The sequence below is a fragment of the Zoogloea oleivorans genome (genome assembly GCF_008107625.1).
GTDB lineage: Bacteria > Pseudomonadota > Gammaproteobacteria > Burkholderiales > Rhodocyclaceae > Zoogloea > Zoogloea oleivorans.
Window position 1 is genome coordinate 40,434 of sequence record NZ_SDKK01000015.1, and the last position, 15,937, is coordinate 56,370.

General features: G+C 67.1%; 11 protein-coding genes. 5 read left to right on the forward strand and 6 right to left on the reverse strand.

The genetic code is table 11. The annotated features are described in order from the left end of the window. Positions 1 to 79: 79 nt before the first annotated feature. From ETQ85_RS16000 to ETQ85_RS16010, 3 genes are read right to left on the reverse strand one after another with little or no spacing between them, the layout of a single operon-like run. A complete protein-coding gene (locus ETQ85_RS16000; protein ID WP_148580084.1) occupies positions 80 to 394 on the reverse strand; it encodes a chaperone modulator CbpM in 315 nt (104 codons plus the stop codon). After that, positions 391 to 1,335, reverse strand: coding sequence for a DnaJ C-terminal domain-containing protein (locus tag ETQ85_RS16005; RefSeq protein WP_148580085.1), 945 nt, complete (start codon positions 1,333 to 1,335; stop codon positions 391 to 393). The genes ETQ85_RS16000 and ETQ85_RS16005 overlap by 4 nt, the downstream gene beginning before the upstream one ends. Positions 1,336 to 1,341: 6 nt before the next feature. Further along, positions 1,342 to 1,500, reverse strand: coding sequence for a DUF3309 family protein (locus tag ETQ85_RS16010; protein ID WP_148580086.1), 159 nt, complete (start codon positions 1,498 to 1,500; stop codon positions 1,342 to 1,344). Between the two features lie 255 nt (positions 1,501 to 1,755). On the opposite strand from ETQ85_RS16010, the gene ETQ85_RS16015 reads away from it, so the two are divergent. Then, positions 1,756 to 2,475, forward strand: coding sequence for an alpha/beta fold hydrolase (locus tag ETQ85_RS16015; RefSeq protein ID WP_148580087.1), 720 nt, complete (start codon positions 1,756 to 1,758; stop codon positions 2,473 to 2,475). A 7-nt stretch (positions 2,476 to 2,482) separates the two neighbouring features. Next, entirely contained in the window at positions 2,483 to 3,823 is a 1,341-nt protein-coding gene (locus ETQ85_RS16020; protein WP_148580088.1) for a PQQ-dependent sugar dehydrogenase, read from the forward strand. A 2-nt stretch (positions 3,824 to 3,825) separates the two neighbouring features. On the opposite strand, the gene ETQ85_RS16025 is transcribed toward ETQ85_RS16020, so the two are convergent. Beyond that, a complete protein-coding gene (locus ETQ85_RS16025) occupies positions 3,826 to 4,374 on the reverse strand; it encodes a sterol desaturase family protein (RefSeq protein WP_148580089.1) in 549 nt (182 codons plus the stop codon). Between the two features lie 91 nt (positions 4,375 to 4,465). Then, on the reverse strand, positions 4,466 to 4,897 hold the full coding sequence (locus ETQ85_RS16030; protein ID WP_148580090.1) for a PRC-barrel domain-containing protein: 432 nt from the start codon (positions 4,895 to 4,897) through the stop codon (positions 4,466 to 4,468). 196 nt (positions 4,898 to 5,093) lie between these two features. Between ETQ85_RS16030 and ETQ85_RS16035 the strand changes: the two genes are divergently transcribed. Further along, positions 5,094 to 5,552 (forward strand): RcnB family protein, encoded by a 459-nt coding sequence (locus tag ETQ85_RS16035; protein WP_148580091.1) that lies wholly within the window; start codon positions 5,094 to 5,096, stop codon positions 5,550 to 5,552. Positions 5,553 to 5,561: 9 nt separating this feature from the next. On the opposite strand, the gene ETQ85_RS16040 is transcribed toward ETQ85_RS16035, so the two are convergent. Then, a complete protein-coding gene (locus ETQ85_RS16040; RefSeq protein ID WP_246128786.1) occupies positions 5,562 to 14,321 on the reverse strand; it encodes a glycoside hydrolase family 94 protein in 8,760 nt (2,919 codons plus the stop codon). A gap of 342 nt (positions 14,322 to 14,663) precedes the next feature. Between ETQ85_RS16040 and ETQ85_RS16045 the strand changes: the two genes are divergently transcribed. Beyond that, entirely contained in the window at positions 14,664 to 15,065 is a 402-nt protein-coding gene (locus ETQ85_RS16045) for a DUF4398 domain-containing protein (RefSeq protein ID WP_246128787.1), read from the forward strand. Positions 15,066 to 15,088: 23 nt separating this feature from the next. Continuing rightward, a complete protein-coding gene (locus ETQ85_RS16050; protein WP_148580092.1) occupies positions 15,089 to 15,937 on the forward strand; it encodes an OmpA family protein in 849 nt (282 codons plus the stop codon).

The window sequence follows — 15,937 nt, forward strand, 5'->3', positions numbered from 1 at the left end:
CCGGCGGGAACGGCATCACGAGACACGACATTCACATACACCGGCGCGCCCGTCAGTGCGCTGCCAGACACAGTCCGCCCTAACCCAGCCGCGCCTGCAGCGCCTTCAGTTCGGCCCGTAGTTCACGGATCTGCTGCACCAGCGTGAGGGCCAGGGCGACGCCGTGGCGATCGAGCTGAAAGTCGTCGCGCAGACGCCGCGCCGTCTTCACGGTCAGCACGCAGCACAGCCCAAAGGCCGGCGGCCGCACAGCGTCATCGGCCGGGGCAATCAGGCCGATGCTGACCAGATCCTCGATCTCGTCGGTACTCAGGCCGGACACCTCGGCGAGGTATTCGATATGGCAGACCTGGCCGTCGTCCTGCCCTGCCGGTTCGGCAAATTGCGTGCTCATGCGGGTGCTCCTGACAGGAAGTGCTGGCGCGGGTTGAAGCCGGAGACCGCCGCCAGCTGCACAAACAGGTCGCGCTCGGCGGGGCTGAGGGTGCCCGGCACATCGATCCGGACCTGCGCATACAGATCGCCGATGCTGCCGTCGGTGGCCGCCAGCCCGCGCCTGGCGAGGCGCAGCTTGTGCCCCGACTGGGTGCCTGGCTTGACCTTGAGGGTGACGCTGCCGGCCAGGGTGGGAATGTCCACCTCGGCCCCCAGCGCAGCCTCCCAGGGTGCCAGCGGCAGGTCGAGATACAGGTCGCGGCCACTCGGGCGATACAAGGAATGCGGCTGCAGCGCGAGCGCCACGTACAGGTCACCGACCGCCCCGCCCTTGTGCCCGGGGCCGCCCTTCCCGGCCAGACGCAGGCGATAGCCATCGCCGGCGCCTTTCGGAAGAGTGATGCGAAAGGTGCGCACAACCCGGTGCACCAGACCGTTCGGGTCGGACTCCGGCAATTCGGCACGCACCTCGATTTCGCCGCCATGAAAGATCTGCTCCAGCGTCACCGGCGCGGCGATCTCGAAATCCTGGCCGCGCCGCGGCGGGTCGCTCTGCGGACGAGGGCCGTGGCCGGCGCGCCCGAAAGCAGCGAACAGATCCGACAGGTCCACATCCTCGAAGCCGGATTCGTCCATGTGGAAACGCTGCTGCCAGTCCGGCGGCGGCGTGAAAGGCTCGCCGGCCGGGCGGCGCCCGAGGTCGTCGTAGGCCTGGCGCTTCTCCGGGTCCTTCAGGGTCGCGTAGGCCTCCGCGACCTCCTTGAACTTCTCCTCACCGCCCGGGTCCTTGGAGACATCCGGATGGTATTTGTGCGCCAGCTTGCGATAGGACTTCTTGATCTCGTCTGCACTGGCGCTCCGCGCGACCCCCAGCGCCTGGTAGTAGTCCTTGAATTTCATGAGCGCTTACAGGCGTCCGAGCAGCAGCAGGACGACCAGGATGACCAGCAGCAGCCCGAGCCCGCCGCTCGGCCCGTAACCCCAGCCCCGGCTGTGCGGCCAGGCAGGGATGACGCCCAAGAGGGCAAGGATGACGATGACCAGGAGAATGGTTCCGAGAGACATGGCAGCTTCCTTCACACAGCGTCGAGTCTGCCGGCCCGGCGAACCGGGACCATGGAGCAGGATCGACCGGATGATTGTCTTCCGACGCCCCGGCGAACTCGGTGCGCTGGCGTACATTCCCGGCGCCGGACGGCCGACCATCGCGCCAGGCCGTGAGTAAGCGCGACAGCACACCGACGCCCCCCTGCTGCGCAGCCATTGTCACGCACCGTTTCCCGCAACTCCGCAGGTCACGGAACGCATTCGGAGGTAATCATGCAATCAGTGAAACCGAAAATTCACGTGCTCTTCCTGCCGGGCCTGCTCAACGATGCGAGCCTGTTCCGGGATCAGCTGGCCGCCCTGTCGCCGGTGGCCCTGACCGAAGTCGCTGACCTGACCCGCGCCGACAGTATTGCCGAACTGGCCGCGGGCGTGCTGGCCGAGGCGCCCGCGGGACGCTTCGCGCTGGTCGGTCTGTCGATGGGCGGCTATGTCGCCCTGGAGATCATGCGCCAGGCCCCCGACCGGGTATGCGGCCTGGCCCTGCTGGACACCTCGGCGCGCCCCGAAACGCCCACAGCCTCTACCGCCCGCAAAGCGCTGATGAAACTGGCTGAAACCGACATGGAGGCCGTCTGCGAGCAGTTGCTGCCGCGCCTGTCCCACCCGGAGCGGATGAACCTGCCGGCCGTGCGCGGGGTTTTCCACTCGATGGCCATCGGGCTTGGCAAGGATGTGTTCCTGCGCCAGCAGACGGCCATCATGGGGCGCGCCGACAGCCGCCCTAGTCTGGCAGCCATCACCTGCCCGACGCTGGTGATCTGTGGCCGTGACGACCTGGTCACGCCCCCCGAAGTGGCCGAGGAAATCGCCGCCGGCATCCAGCAGGCCCGGCTCTGCATCGTCGACACCTGTGGCCACCTGTCCACCCTCGACCAGCCGGAAGAGGTCGCGCAAGTGCTGCTGAAGTGGGTCACGGAACTGACCTGCTGACGCCCTCATGACACAAAGACCTAGCCGCCACGACATACCGCACAGGCTGCTGGCGGGCAGCCTGCTGGCGCTCGCCGTTGCCGGCTGTGGCGAAGTGGCCACCCTGCCGGCGAGCGCCGGCTTCGGGCCACAGCCAAACCTCCCGCCTCCACAGACGCGTCTCATCCCGACCATCCACACCGCCCGCGCGGTTGGCTGGCCAGCCGGTACCACACCGATAGCTGCCGCCGGGCTGGCAGTGAGCGCCTACGCCAGCGACCTCGACCACCCTCGCTGGCTGCATGTGCTGCCCAACGGCGATGTGCTGGTGGCCGAGAGCAACGCGCCGGCCGAACACGACAGCGGGACCGGCATCGTCGGCTGGATCAGCAAGCAGGTGATGAAGACAGTCGGGGCCGGCACGCCCAGCGCCGACCGTATCACCCTGCTGCGCGGCATCGACGCGAACGGTGTCGCGGCAACACGCAGCCTATTCCTGCAGGGACTGCATTCGCCCTTCGGCATGGCACTGGTCGGCAATCAATTTTACGTGGCCAACACCGATTCCGTATGGCGCTTTGCCTATGAACCCGGCGCGACGCAGATCACCGCACCGGGGGTCAAGGTCATCGACCTGCCAGCGGGTGCGCTCAACCACCACTGGACCAAAAACCTGATCGCCAGCCCGGACGGCAGGCGTCTGTATGTCACCGTCGGCTCGAACAGCAACGTCGGCGAAAACGGCATGGACAAGGAAGCGGGACGGGCCGCCATCCACGAGATCGACCTCGCCAGCGGCCGCTCCCGCATCTTCGCGGCGGGCCTGCGCAACCCCAACGGGCTGGCCTGGCAACCGGTCAGCGGCGCGCTATGGACCACCGTGAACGAACGGGACGAGCTTGGCAGCGACCTGGTGCCGGACTACATGACCGCCGTGCAGGACGGCAGCTTTTACGGCTGGCCCTACAGCTACTACGGACGCCACGTGGACACTCGCCCCAACCCGCCACGCCCCGACCTGGTGGCCATGGCACAGGTGCCCGACTATGCGCTGGGCGCCCATACCGCATCTCTCGGCCTGGCCTTTTACAGCGCCACGCTGCTGCCTGAAAAATACGCCGGCGGCGCCTTCATCGGCCAGCATGGCTCATGGAATCGCCAACCCTTCGGCGGCTACAAGGTGATCTTCGTGCCCTTTGCCGAAGGCCGCCCTGCCGGCCCGCCGGAAGACGTGCTGACCGGTTTTCTGAATGCGCAAGGCGACGCCCACGGCCGCCCCGCGGGTGTCGCGGTAGATCGGACAGGCGCGCTGCTGGTGGCCGATGACGCAGGCAACACCGTATGGCGGGTTACGCCGGCAAGGCCCTGAGACTAGCGGCCAGGCTGCGTTCCGAGCAGGCGGTCCCAGAAGCTGGCGAGGGTGCCAAAGGCCAGGCAGTCGTTGTCATGGTGATGAAAGTCGTGGTGACGCCAGCGGGCTGCCAACCAGCCCTGGCTGCGGGGCATGGCCCGGTGCAGATGGTAGTGCACCAGCTCCTGCACCAGATGGCCCAGGATCAACCCGCCGGAAAGCGCCACGGCAAAACCCGTATCGGCCCACAGCACGGAGGGCAAAACCGCCAGAGTCAGCACAAGCATCAGGCTGAACAGCACCGGCGTGCGCATCGGCACATCCGGCTCCCGATGATGTTCCAGGTGCCAGCTTCTGAAGGGCTCGACGCCGTGCAGGATGAAGCGGTGCAGGACATATTCCACCAGCGTCCACACCGCCAGGCCGACCAGCAGCGCACCAAGGCCGGCCGACCAGCCGGTGCCCGCCATGCGCAGCCACAAACCCGCCAGCACACCCACCGCCGCCGACGGAATCAGCACCGACTGCGGAAACGCAAACGTCGGTCCGGGCACACGAAACGCCGCCATCGCGATCCTTCCTGAAAGCCCTGTTCATGACCGGCGCTGCGTGCCGGCAGCCTTGAACAGGGGCCTGAGCGCCGACAGCGCCGAGGCTATGTCAGAGCGAATACATCGTGCGTCCGTAATAGGCGTGAATGCCCTCGGCCCATTCGGGGTTGGCCATGTCGGGCCACTTGTCCTTGTCGAAGCCCGGGGCACGCTCAAGCTGCTCTTTTTGCACGTCGAGCATGAAGCGCTTGTTCATCGTGTCGAGGGTCAAAGCACTCCACGGTACCGCAAAGAGCTTTTCACCCAGGCCGAGGAAGCCACCGAAGGACAGCACGGCGTAGGCAATGTGGCCGCTGTGCACATCCAGCATGATCTCCTTCACTTCACCCAGCAATTCGGCGCTGTGGCTGACCACGTCGTTGCCGATGAGGGTGTGCGCGCCCATCAGGGCCGGGCCGGGGCCCTGGCCCGCATCGGCGCCGATGCCGCCGGCAGTGTTGGCCTTGTAGATGCCGTAGGTGTCGTTTTCTTCGTAGTTCATGGTGGTCTCCTGATCACTCGCTTGGGAAATGGCCAGAGCGTCGAGCCAAGCCTGCGGCGCCCTCCAGCCCACGATAGGGGGTTGGGTAAACATGGTCTGTCGGGCACCGCACACTCGACTCTGTGGGATTACGCACAGACACACCGCGCAGATCGGCCTAGCGTCAGGCGGGTCATTCACCACCCGAGGAGCCCCCATGAAAAGCAAAACTGTCCTGGCCATCGTCCTGGCCCTCTCCCTGCTTCCCGGGAGCGTGGCCTTCGCCGACGGCCCTGATCGCCGCGGCCAGCGTGGCGACCATGAACAGGCCCAGCGTGGCCACGACGGCCGGGGTCACGGCCAGGGAAACCAGGGCCGCTGGGAGCGGCGCGAACAGCGCGACTACCGCGACTACCGCAACCAGCGCGGCAACCGGCCGCCCCCCCAGGCTTACCGCGAGGATCGCCGCGGCCCGGGCGCCGGCCCCCAGCGCAATTTCTACCGGGGTGACCGCCTGCCCAGTGAATACCGCCACCGCAACTACGTGGTAAATGACTGGCGCGGCCATCGCCTGAGCCCACCGCCCCGGGGTTACCACTGGGTTCAGGCGGGGGGCGATTACGTGCTGGTGGCCATTGCCACCGGCGTCATCCTGCAGATCCTGCTGAACCAATAAACCTGCCGGTCAGACATTCACCTCAACCTGGTGCTCCCGCTGATCATCCACCAGCGGAATCGCCAGGGCGAGGCACGCCACGCCATCCACCGTCATGCTCGCCGCCGTCCCCGGCACCCGCCGCGAGACAACGATGTGGAAGACCGTCTCCCGGAAGCGGTAGTCGATTGTCAGCGTCGGCCACTCGGCCGGCAATCGCGGGGCCAGATGCAGCACATTGCCCTCGCGGCGCAGGCCGATCAGTGACTCCATGAGCAGGCGATAGGTCCATCCCGCCGCACCGGTGTGCCAGCTCCAGCCACCGCGGCCCACATGCGGTGCAAGCGCATACACATCACCGGCAATAACGTAGGGCTCCACCTTGTAAACCGCCACGCCCTGCGCCGACCGCGTGTGATTGGTCGGAGCGATCAGCCTGAGCAGCGCCCAGGCCTGTTCGGGCTCGCCCAGCTCGGCAAAGGCCATGGCGGCCCACACCGCGGCGTGGGTGTATTGCCCGCCGTTCTCGCGCACGCCGGGTATGTAGCCGCGGATATAGCCCGGATCCAGCGCGGCGCTATCGAAGGGCGGATCGAGGAGTTGCACGAGGCCATCCCCGCTGCGCACCAGATGCTCCCCGACTGCCTGCATGGCCATGTGCGCCCGGGCACCGTCGCCCGCCCCCGACAGCACCGCCCAGCTTTGCGATACCGAGTCGATGCGGCATTCCGTACCTTGCGCCGAGCCAAGCAGCGTGCCGTCGTCGAAGTAGGCGCGGCGATACCACGCCCCGTCCCAGCCGTGCATCTCGATGCTCTGGCGCAGGCGCTCATACTCCTCCACGCACACGCTGGCGAAGCCAGCATCGCCATGAGCCCGGGCGATCCCGACGAAGTCCCGCAACACTGCGCACAGGAAGAAACCAAGCCACACGCTTTCACCCTTGCCCGCAATGCCGACCCGGCTCATGCCGTCGTTCCAGTCCCCCGAGCCCATCAGCGGCAGGCCGTGTTCGCCCACCTGCCGGATACCGCGCCGGATGGCCCGCACACAGTGCTCGTAGAGGCTGGCCGACTCGGCCGAGCGCGCCGGCTGGTCGTAGTAGGAATCGTCCTCCGGGTTGACCGGGCGACCATCCAGGAAAGGCAGGACTTCATCCAGCACACCCGTGTCGCCAAGGGTGTTCACATAGCGGCACACAGCCAGCGGCAACCACAGGAAGTCGTCCGAACAGCGGGTACGCACACCGCGGCCCGATGGCGGATGCCACCAGTGCTGCACGTCGCCGTCGACAAACTGGCGGCTGGCGCACAGCAGCAGATGCTCCCGCACCAGGCCCGGCACCGTATGGACGAGGGCCATCGCATCCTGCAACTGATCCCGAAAACCGAAGGCCCCACCCGACTGGTAGTAGCCGCCCCGCGCCCACAGCCGGCAGGCCAGGGTCTGGTAAATCAGCCAGCCGTTGGCCAGCACATTGAGCGCCGGATCCGGGGTTTCAACCTGCACCGCGCCGAGGGTGTGGCGCCAGAACTGGCGCACCGCGTCAAGCGCGCTGCGCGTTGCCGGCATGCCGCGAAAACGCTGCACCAGCTTGCCGGCATCGTCCCCGTCCCGCCCGACTCCAAGGCGGAAAACCACCTCGTGCGCCTGCCCGTCGGCCAGCTCGAAGTCCACCTGGATCGCCGCGCACGGATCCAGCCCGGCACCGACCTTGCCCGACAGGGCCGTACGCCGGAGTGCCGCCGGATCCTGCAGGGAACCGTTACGACCGATGAACTCGGCCCGGTCGCCGGTGACGGTACGTAGCGGGTCATCCACGTCGAAGAAAGCCACCCGCCCGGCAAACTCGGTGCTGTAGGGGTTGCGCGCAAAGAGCGCACCGCTACGGGGGGCAATCTCGGTGCTCACGTGCATGGCCGATTTTTCGCGCAGATCGCCCAGCACCCACGCCACGTAGCCGGTTGCCGACAAACGCCGCGGCCGCCCGGATTCGTTGCGCAGCTTGAGCACCGAGAACTTCACCGACGCATCCATGGCCACAAAAACCGTCAGTTCCGAGACGATGCCGTCCGAGCGGGTTTCGAAGACGCTGTAGCCAAAACCGTGACGGATCACGCAGGGCGTCGCTGCCCGTATCGGCAGCGGCGTTGGCGACCACAGGTGGCCGCTTTCCTCGTCGCGCAGATACAGGGCCTCGCCGCCCGCATCACACAGCGGATCGTTATCCCACGGGGTCAGGCGGAACTCATGGGCGTTCTCGCTCCAGGTGTAAGCCATGCCGCTTTCGGAGATCAGCGTGCCGAAGTGCGGGTTGGCCAGCACGTTGGCCCACGGGGCCGGCGTGGTCTGCTCCGGCGCAAGGGCCATCACGTATTCACTACCGTCGGGGGCAAAACCGCCAAGACCGTTGAAGAGCAGCAGCCCGGCGGTCGCTTCGGTCGAATCGCTCACGGTGAACTCGGGGCGATGCCGGCGAGTCGGCACGAAGCGCGGCATGCGCACGTCGGGAAGGCCGCGGCGGTCAAGCTGTTCCACCAGCGAGCCCTGGCTGTCGATGATGACGACGCGGGCGACGGACTGGAACAACAGCCGGTCTTCGGCCGAAATCTGCTCTGACGAGCGCACGAAGATGCCGCCCGGCCGGTCAATCACGCTGGCCCCGATACCCGAGGCGATGAGCCCGACGATCTGGTCCTGCAGGCGCTGGCGGTAGCCGGCGTGATCTTCGTTCCAGATCACCAGGTCGGCCACCAGCCCCTTCAGGCGCCAGTACGAATGCGCCTGGACGAGCTGGCGCACCAGGTCGATGTTGGCCGCATCGCCAATCTGCAGCAGCACGATCGGCAGATCGCCCGAGATGGCGTAACCCCACAGGCCCGACTGACCGCGCCGGTTCTTGATCAGCAGGGCCGGGTCGGCGCGCAGGCTGGCGTTGGCATGGAGCACCGAGGCGGCCAGCCGGGCGTACAGCTGGGCGTCGGCTTCCACCGCGTTGATTTGCTGCAGCTCCACCTGGCTGTGGGTCCACGCCAGATCGAAAACGCGATCGGCCAGATGGCGATCCTGGTACTTGTCCACCAGGCCGACGGCCAGTTCGCGGGTATCGGCCATGCCGGACACGATGTCGATGGTGACCGACTGTTCCGGCGCCAGAACAACGCGCTGACGAATCGCCACGATCGGATCAAGTACCGCCCCGACAGTGCCTGACAGCGGCCCGGCCTGGTCCATCGCCAGCGGCTCGGCGGTGCTGCGGGTGCGGCCGATGAAACGGGCCCGGTCGGTTTCCCACGACACGGTGCCGGCATCGGCGCCATGCACGGCCATCAGGTGCAGCATGCGCGGCGTCGGCTCGCCGGCAGAACGGGGCCGGCGCATGCACAGAATGGCGCCCTGCCCGGCCAGCGCCTCGGTCTGCACGAAGAGCTTGCTGAAGGCCGGGTGCATCGCATCGGCGGCGGCCGGCGCGATGACCACCTCGGCGTAGCTGGTCACTTCGACCTCCCGGTGCAGGCGCGTCCGGTTGGTGATGCGCACCCGGCGCAGCTCGATGTCATCCTCGGGCGACACGACGATCTCGGTGTAGGTTTCGATGTCGCCACCCGAACCTTCATCGCTGACGGAATCGCGGCGCCGGAACTCGGCCCGCCCTTCGGAGAAGATCGCCTCGTAACAGCTTGGCCGGCGCAACGTCGGCTGATGGGCGGTAGACCAGTAGAGCCCGCTGGTCACGTCCTTCACGTAGCAGAACGAGCCCTGGCTGTCGCAGGTGCCATCCTCGCGCCAGCGGGTCACGGCCAGGTCTTTCCAGCGGCTGTAACCACCGCCGGCATTGGTCAGCATGACGTGGTAGCGGCCATTGGAGAGCAGCTGGATTTCGGGGATCGGCGTATCCGGACTGTCGAAAATCCGGATCGGCGTTTCCATGTCGGCGGCGCGGGAGCGCAACTCGGAAATCTCTGCCGAGTGGGAGAACAGGACCGTGGCCCTCGGGATGCGCTCCTGAAGGAGCAGCATGACCGCCTGAAAGCTGCGGTCCGACTCGAAACGCCGCTGCATCGGGCGATCCAGCACCTGGTAGGCCAGGGCCAGCAGGCTCATGCCCTGGTGGTGGGCCATGAAGGCCCGCACCGGCACCCTGGCCTGCCCCCGGCGCTGCCGGGCCGGCGTGTAATCCACCGCCTCGAAGAAACCGTACTTGCCCATGAAGCCTTCGGCGGCCATGCGCTGCAGGTTCCGGCAGGCCGCTTCGGGGGCCACCATCAGGGCCAGCACCGTGGCATAGGGCGCAATGACCAGGTCTTCGGCCAGCCCGCGCTTGAGGCCCAGCCCCGGCACGCCAAAGGCCCGGTACTGGTAATTGAGCTGGGCGTCCACCGTGTTGTAGGCCGATTCGGACATGCCCCACGGCACCCCGCGCTGGCGCCCGTATTCGATCTGCCGCGCCACCGCCGCCTTGCAGGTCTGGTCGAGCAGGGTGTTGTCGTAGGTCGGCATCACCAGCATGGGCATCAGGTACTCGAACATCGAGCCGCTCCACGACAGCAGCACGGGCTCGCCGCCGGCACTGGTGAGCAGACGCCCGAGGGCAAACCAGCTTTCCTTGGGCAATTCCCCCTGGGCAATGGCCACAAAACTGGCCAGCCGGGCTTCGGAGGCGAGCAGGTCGTAGCAGCTCGAATCGACCCGCCGCTCCGGCACGTTGTAGCCGATGGTCAGCAGGTGACGGGTCTTGTCGAACAGGAAGTCATATTCCATGCGCGCCAGCTCACCGGCGTGCCCGGCCAGGCCATCGATGACGGCCAGCCGCTCGCGGGCCCGGCTGCAGCCTTCGGCAGTCACGCGCAGCAGGTCGGTGAGCCAGGCGCGCTGTACATCGGTCACTTCACCATCGAGATGCTGCCGGATCTGCGGACACAGCAACGCGTCAAGCCGGGCGAGGCCGCGCAGGGTCGGGATACCAACCTGACCAGCCAGGCTGGCCAGCAGCACATCCAGCCCACGGGGCGACGCGGGCAGCGACAGCCACGGGGCCAAAAAGGTCAGTTCGTCCACCGCGTCCTGCACTTGCTGATGCAGGGCCTGCGCCCACCGGTGTGCTTCGATGGCCGGGCTGGTGTCGTCACCAACCTCGAGCCTGCCCCGGGTCTGGGCCACCACGCCGACGGCGCAGGTGCTCAGCCTGTCGAGGGTGGCGCGGGCCGCCGCGAGGGTGGCCGGCGCCGCCGTGGAGGCAGACTCGAGTGCCTTCCAGAAGTCCACCAGCGGGTTGCCCATGGCGTCCTCGAGGATCACCAGCGTGTCGCTCAGGCCACTGAACAGGCGCGGCAGCAGGATCCGGTCGTCGGCCAGCACATCGAGACCGGCACGCAGGGTCAGCAGGTGGCCGGCCAGGTTGCCGCTGTCCACGGTGGAAACATAGAGCGGCGACAAGGGCTGCAGGGTCTGGGTGTCGTACCAGTTGTAGAAGTGGCCGCGGTAGCGCTCCAGCCCTTCCATGCTGGCCAGTGTGTTGGCGGTGCGCGTGACGAGCAGGCCGAGCGGGATGTAGCCGAAATCGTAGGCCGACAGGTTGGCCAGCAACGCGAGGCCCATGTTGGTCGGGGAAGTCCGATGGGCCACCGAGGCGACCCGGTATTCCTGGTAGTTGTCGGGCGGCAGCCAGTTATCGGCGGGGCCGACAAAGGTGTCGAAAAATCGCCAGGTACGGCGTGCCAGTGCGCGCAAAAACAGGGTCTGCTCCAGCGTCAGCAGCGCTTTGCGCAGCGTCAGCGGGCTGCTGATCCACCACGCCACCGCCGGCGCAGAAAACCACAGCAGCAGCACCGGCGCAGCCACCAGCAAGCTCGCCGGATGAAACAGCGCCAGCCCCAGGGCGGCGAGGGAAGCGATCGCCGGGGCGACACTCATGGCGCGCCATGAGGCAGCGAAATCGCTGTGCCCACGACCGCCAGACTCCCGCTCGACTTCGCTCGACGGCTTCCATTCAAGCAGCCCGCGGTGACTGACGTGCATGCGCCACACCGTGCGCAGGATCGCATCCAGACTGAAGGAGGCTTCGTAGGGCAGGCAGGCCAGCTCGAAAGCCACCTGCGTGAAATGACGCCGGGTCGTGCGGGCAACGGCCGCCAGATGCTGCCGCCACAGCACCTCGGCCGGCTTGCGCAGCAGATCGAGCAGGCTGCCACACAGGGACGGCAGCAGCAGGATGCCGATCACCGAAGCCGTCCACAGGCCGCTGGCGTCAAGCACCGCCCAGCCAGTCAGGAACAACAGGGTCAGCGCGGTCGGGACGAGGCTGCGCCGCAGGTTGTCGACGAGCTTCCACTGGGACAGTGCCGACAGGGGGTTGGCCAGTCGCTCGGCATCCATGCCGGGAACCCGGCGCAGCAGCCAGCCGGCCAGTTGCCAGTCACCGCGAATCCAGCGGTGACGACGGCTCACGTCGGCGCTGTAGCGGGCCGGATAATCCTCGAAGAGCAGGCCGTCGCTGAGCAGCCCGGCCCGGGCGTAGCAGCCTTCCAGCAGGTCATGGCTGAGGATGCGGTTGTCGGGGAAGCAGCCGCCGAGGGATTGCTCGAAAGCCTCCACGTCGTAGATACCCTTGCCGATGAAGGAGCCCTCACCGAACACGTCCTGATACACGTCCGAAACGGCCCGGGTGTAGGGGTCGATGCCCGGCTCGCCGCCGTACAGGCGGGCGTAGCGGGAACGGCTGGTGCCCGGCAGGCTGATCGCCACCCTGGGTTGCAGAATGCCGTAGCCCTCCACCACCCGGCGCTTTTCCGGGTCGTAGAGCGGGCGGTTCAGCGGGTGCGCCATGGCGCCGACAAAATGTCGCGCCGCATCCCGCGGGAGCTGGGTGTCCGTATCCAGCGTGATCACGTACTTCACGCCGGAGAGCACCGCCGTATCGCCCTCAATCAGCGCAAAGCCGGCTCGGCCAGCGCCGCGCAGCAAGGCGTTCAGGTCGGCGAGCTTGCCGCGCTTTCTCTCGCACCCCATCCACGCCTGCTCGCGGGGGTTCCATTGGCGCGGGCGGTGGAACAGGAAAAAGATGTCGAATTCGGCCGGGGCGTACTTGTCATTGAGCGCCGCGATCCCGGCGCGGGCCAGGTCGACCAGCGCGGCATCGCCGGGAAGCGACTCCTGCTGCGCATCGAGAAAATCGGTGAGCAGCGCGAAGTGCAGGCAGGCATCCCGATTGGCCAGAAAGCGCACCTCCAGCGCCTCGACGAGCCCCTCGATACTGGCGGCGCCGGTGAGCATGGTCGGAACCACCACCAGCGTGCGCGACGACGCGGCGATGCCCTCGGAAAAATCCATCCGCGGCAACGGGCGCGGCGTCACCAGCAGGGTCGCCAGCCAGTTCACCAGCGCCACTGCCAGCTGGCTGCCGGCCAGCACCGCCAGCAAACCAACCGGAACCAGCGCCCACACGGGCAGCCCGAGTGCCAGGGCCGGCCAGAGCAAGCCGCCAGCCACCACCGCCGTCAGCAACGCGATGGCGCCCAGATAAAGGAACAGCGGGCTGCGAGCAGCCGCCCGGCGCAACACATCGACGCTGCCGGGACGCACCTCGGCGGCGGCCTCCAGCGCGGGCAAGCCCTTGTCGATCAGGTAGTAGCCCACGTGTGCGGTCCTGCCGCCAGCCCCCCGGGCACCGGCCCGGGCCAGGTCTACGGCCTGGCGGGCCACCTGCTCCTCGCTCATCCGGCCCTTCCGGGCAATGGCCTCGGTAGCGTGGCGATAGCGGTCGCGGGTAGCGAAATCCATCCGGCCATAAATGCCCTCCGGGTCGCCAAGCAGGGTCTGCTCGACGAGGCTCAGGGACTCAACGAAATCCCGCCAGTCCATCGCCCCCAGCACCCGCAGACTGCCAATGCTGTTGCTGATCGACACCTGGTCGGCCGCTTGCTGCTGGTTCTCCGACTGCACCAGTTGTTCGGTGGTCAGGCCCGACTGGGCCAGCTGCTGCTCGACCCAGGTCAGCGGCAGGGCCAGCGCAGGCCCCCTGCCCTGCAGGCGCCGGGCCAGTTCGGCCACAAAGGCGCTGGCCATCGGCGGCTCCGAACGCACCATGTCGGCAACCACCAGGATCAGGCTCTTGGCATCCGTCTCGACGGTCTCGGCCATGCGATCGGCCCACGAGTCGGCCAGCTCCCGCTCGATCCAGCCGGCGGCAATGCGCACGCTGACCCGCCGGAGGTTCTCGATGACGGCCAGCCGCAGCATGATCGGGATCGCCCACAACTCGCCCAGCTTGAGCGGCGCGACGCTCTGGTAGGCGGCGACAAAGCGCGCCAGGCTTTCGGCATCCACCCGCCCGTCCCCGTGGGCAACGGTTTCCAGCGCAATGTCGTAAACCCGCGGACGCCCGGCCGAAGGGCCTGCGACAGCGTCCTCCAGACGCGGCAATTCGCGGCTGTAGCCCTTGGGCAGCAGCCGCTTGGCCATGCGGATCTGTTCTTCGATGAGATAGAAATTGTCGAGCAGCCATTCGCCGGCCGGCACGATCCGGCGGCTGTCGGCCACCGCCCGGGTAAGCAGCTTGCACACATCGACGAGGATGCTTTCGTTCTCGGCCAGGCGCGCCAGCAAAAGGTCCGGGCCCCGCTCCGGAGCCAGGGTGTGGGAAGCAGCCAGCACCTTGCCGTGCATGGCCATCTGGTCGGCACTGAACAGCTCGGAGCGCAGCGGGGGTTCTTCATCACGGAAAGCCTGCGGCCATCCGCTGCCGGGAAACCAGGTCCGAAACGGTCGATCAGGATTAGCCAGGGTTGCCACGCGATTCCTTCCGCAGTGTCGCCATGGAACGGCTGACGATGGACCGGGGCACCGCGCAAACCGCGGCAGGCGTGCACAACCCGCCTTAAAACAACGGGCCGTGGCAAAACCTCGCCAACAGCCTATCCGTTCATGCCGAACGGGTCGGTGCGATGGCACACACAGGAATGGCCGGCAGCACTGCCATAACAATCATGTGCGCCACCGCACCGACCCGCCCCCCCGCCTCACCCCATGCTTTTGGGGTGCAGCTCTGCTGCGGTGCTTACCTCACACACCGCGAGTCTCGCCCCCTGGGTGCTCGCGCCAATCCCCCCAATCACTCAAGAAATGGAACTGACCATGAAAACCACAAGCAACTGGAGATCCAGCCCCGACATGCGCAGGATCGGACTGTCGGCCCTGATCGCCGGCACCTCCTTCCTGATGGCCGCCTGTGCCAGCACACCGGCCCCCACCGAGCAAATGGCGGTGTCGGGCGCCGCCGTGACGCGTGCCGCTGGCGCCGGTGGCACCGAAATGGCCCCGGCAGAAATGCAGACCGCCCGCGAAAAACTCGACCGCGCCAAGCTGGCGATGAGCAAGGAAGACTACGACACCGCCCGCAACCTCGCCGAAGAAGCCCAGGTCGATGCCCAGCTGGCAGAGGCCAAGGCCCGCTCCGGCAAGGCCCGCAAGGCCGCCGACGAATTGCAGGAAGGCATCCGGGTTCTGCGTGAAGAACTCAATCGCAAAACCAAGTAACCAAGCATTCAAAGGATCCGACCATGACCGAACACAAGCTCTTTGCCATGACGCTCATTGCCCTGGCAACGCTGGCCGGCTGCTCCTCGCAGCCCGCCAAAAACGTGCAGCTGGACCAGGCACGCACCGACTACCAGGCCGCCCAGGCCAATCCGCAGGCCCGCGATCTGGCCACCACTGAAATGAAGCAGGCCGGTGACGCCCTTAACCGGGCCAACGAAGCCTCGGCCCGCGGCGACAAGCCGGCCGATGTCGATCACCTCGCCTATCTGGCCAAGCAGCGGGTTGCCATTGCGCAGGAAACCGGTGCCCAGAAGGCGGCGGAAGTTGCGGTTGGCGAGGCCGAGTCAGCCCGTGACAAGGTTCGTCTGGCCGCCCGTACCACCGAAGCCGACATGGCCAAGCAAAGTGCCAACGCCGCCCGTCTCGACACACAGGACGCCCAGGCCCGCAGTCGTCAGCTCGAAGCCCAGATCAGGGAGCTCAACGCCAAGCAAACGCCCCGCGGCTTGGTCATCACCATCGGCGACGTACTGTTCGACACCGACAAGGCCGAACTCAAGTCCGGCAGCCTGCGCAACATGGAAAAGCTGGTGAGCTTTCTGAAGGAAAACCCCCAGCGCAAGGCGATCGTCGAAGGATTCACCGACAGCACCGGCAGCGACAGCCATAACCAGGAACTCTCCAGCCTCCGTGCCAGCGCTGTTCGTGGCGCCCTGGTGGAGATGGGCATCGGCAGCGAGCGCATCGACGCCCACGGCTACGGCGAAGCCTACCCGGTGGCCAGCAACGGCAACGCCAGTGGCCGCCAGATGAATCGCCGGGTCGAGATCGTTCTGTCGGACGACAGCGGCCGCATCCCCTCCCGCTGA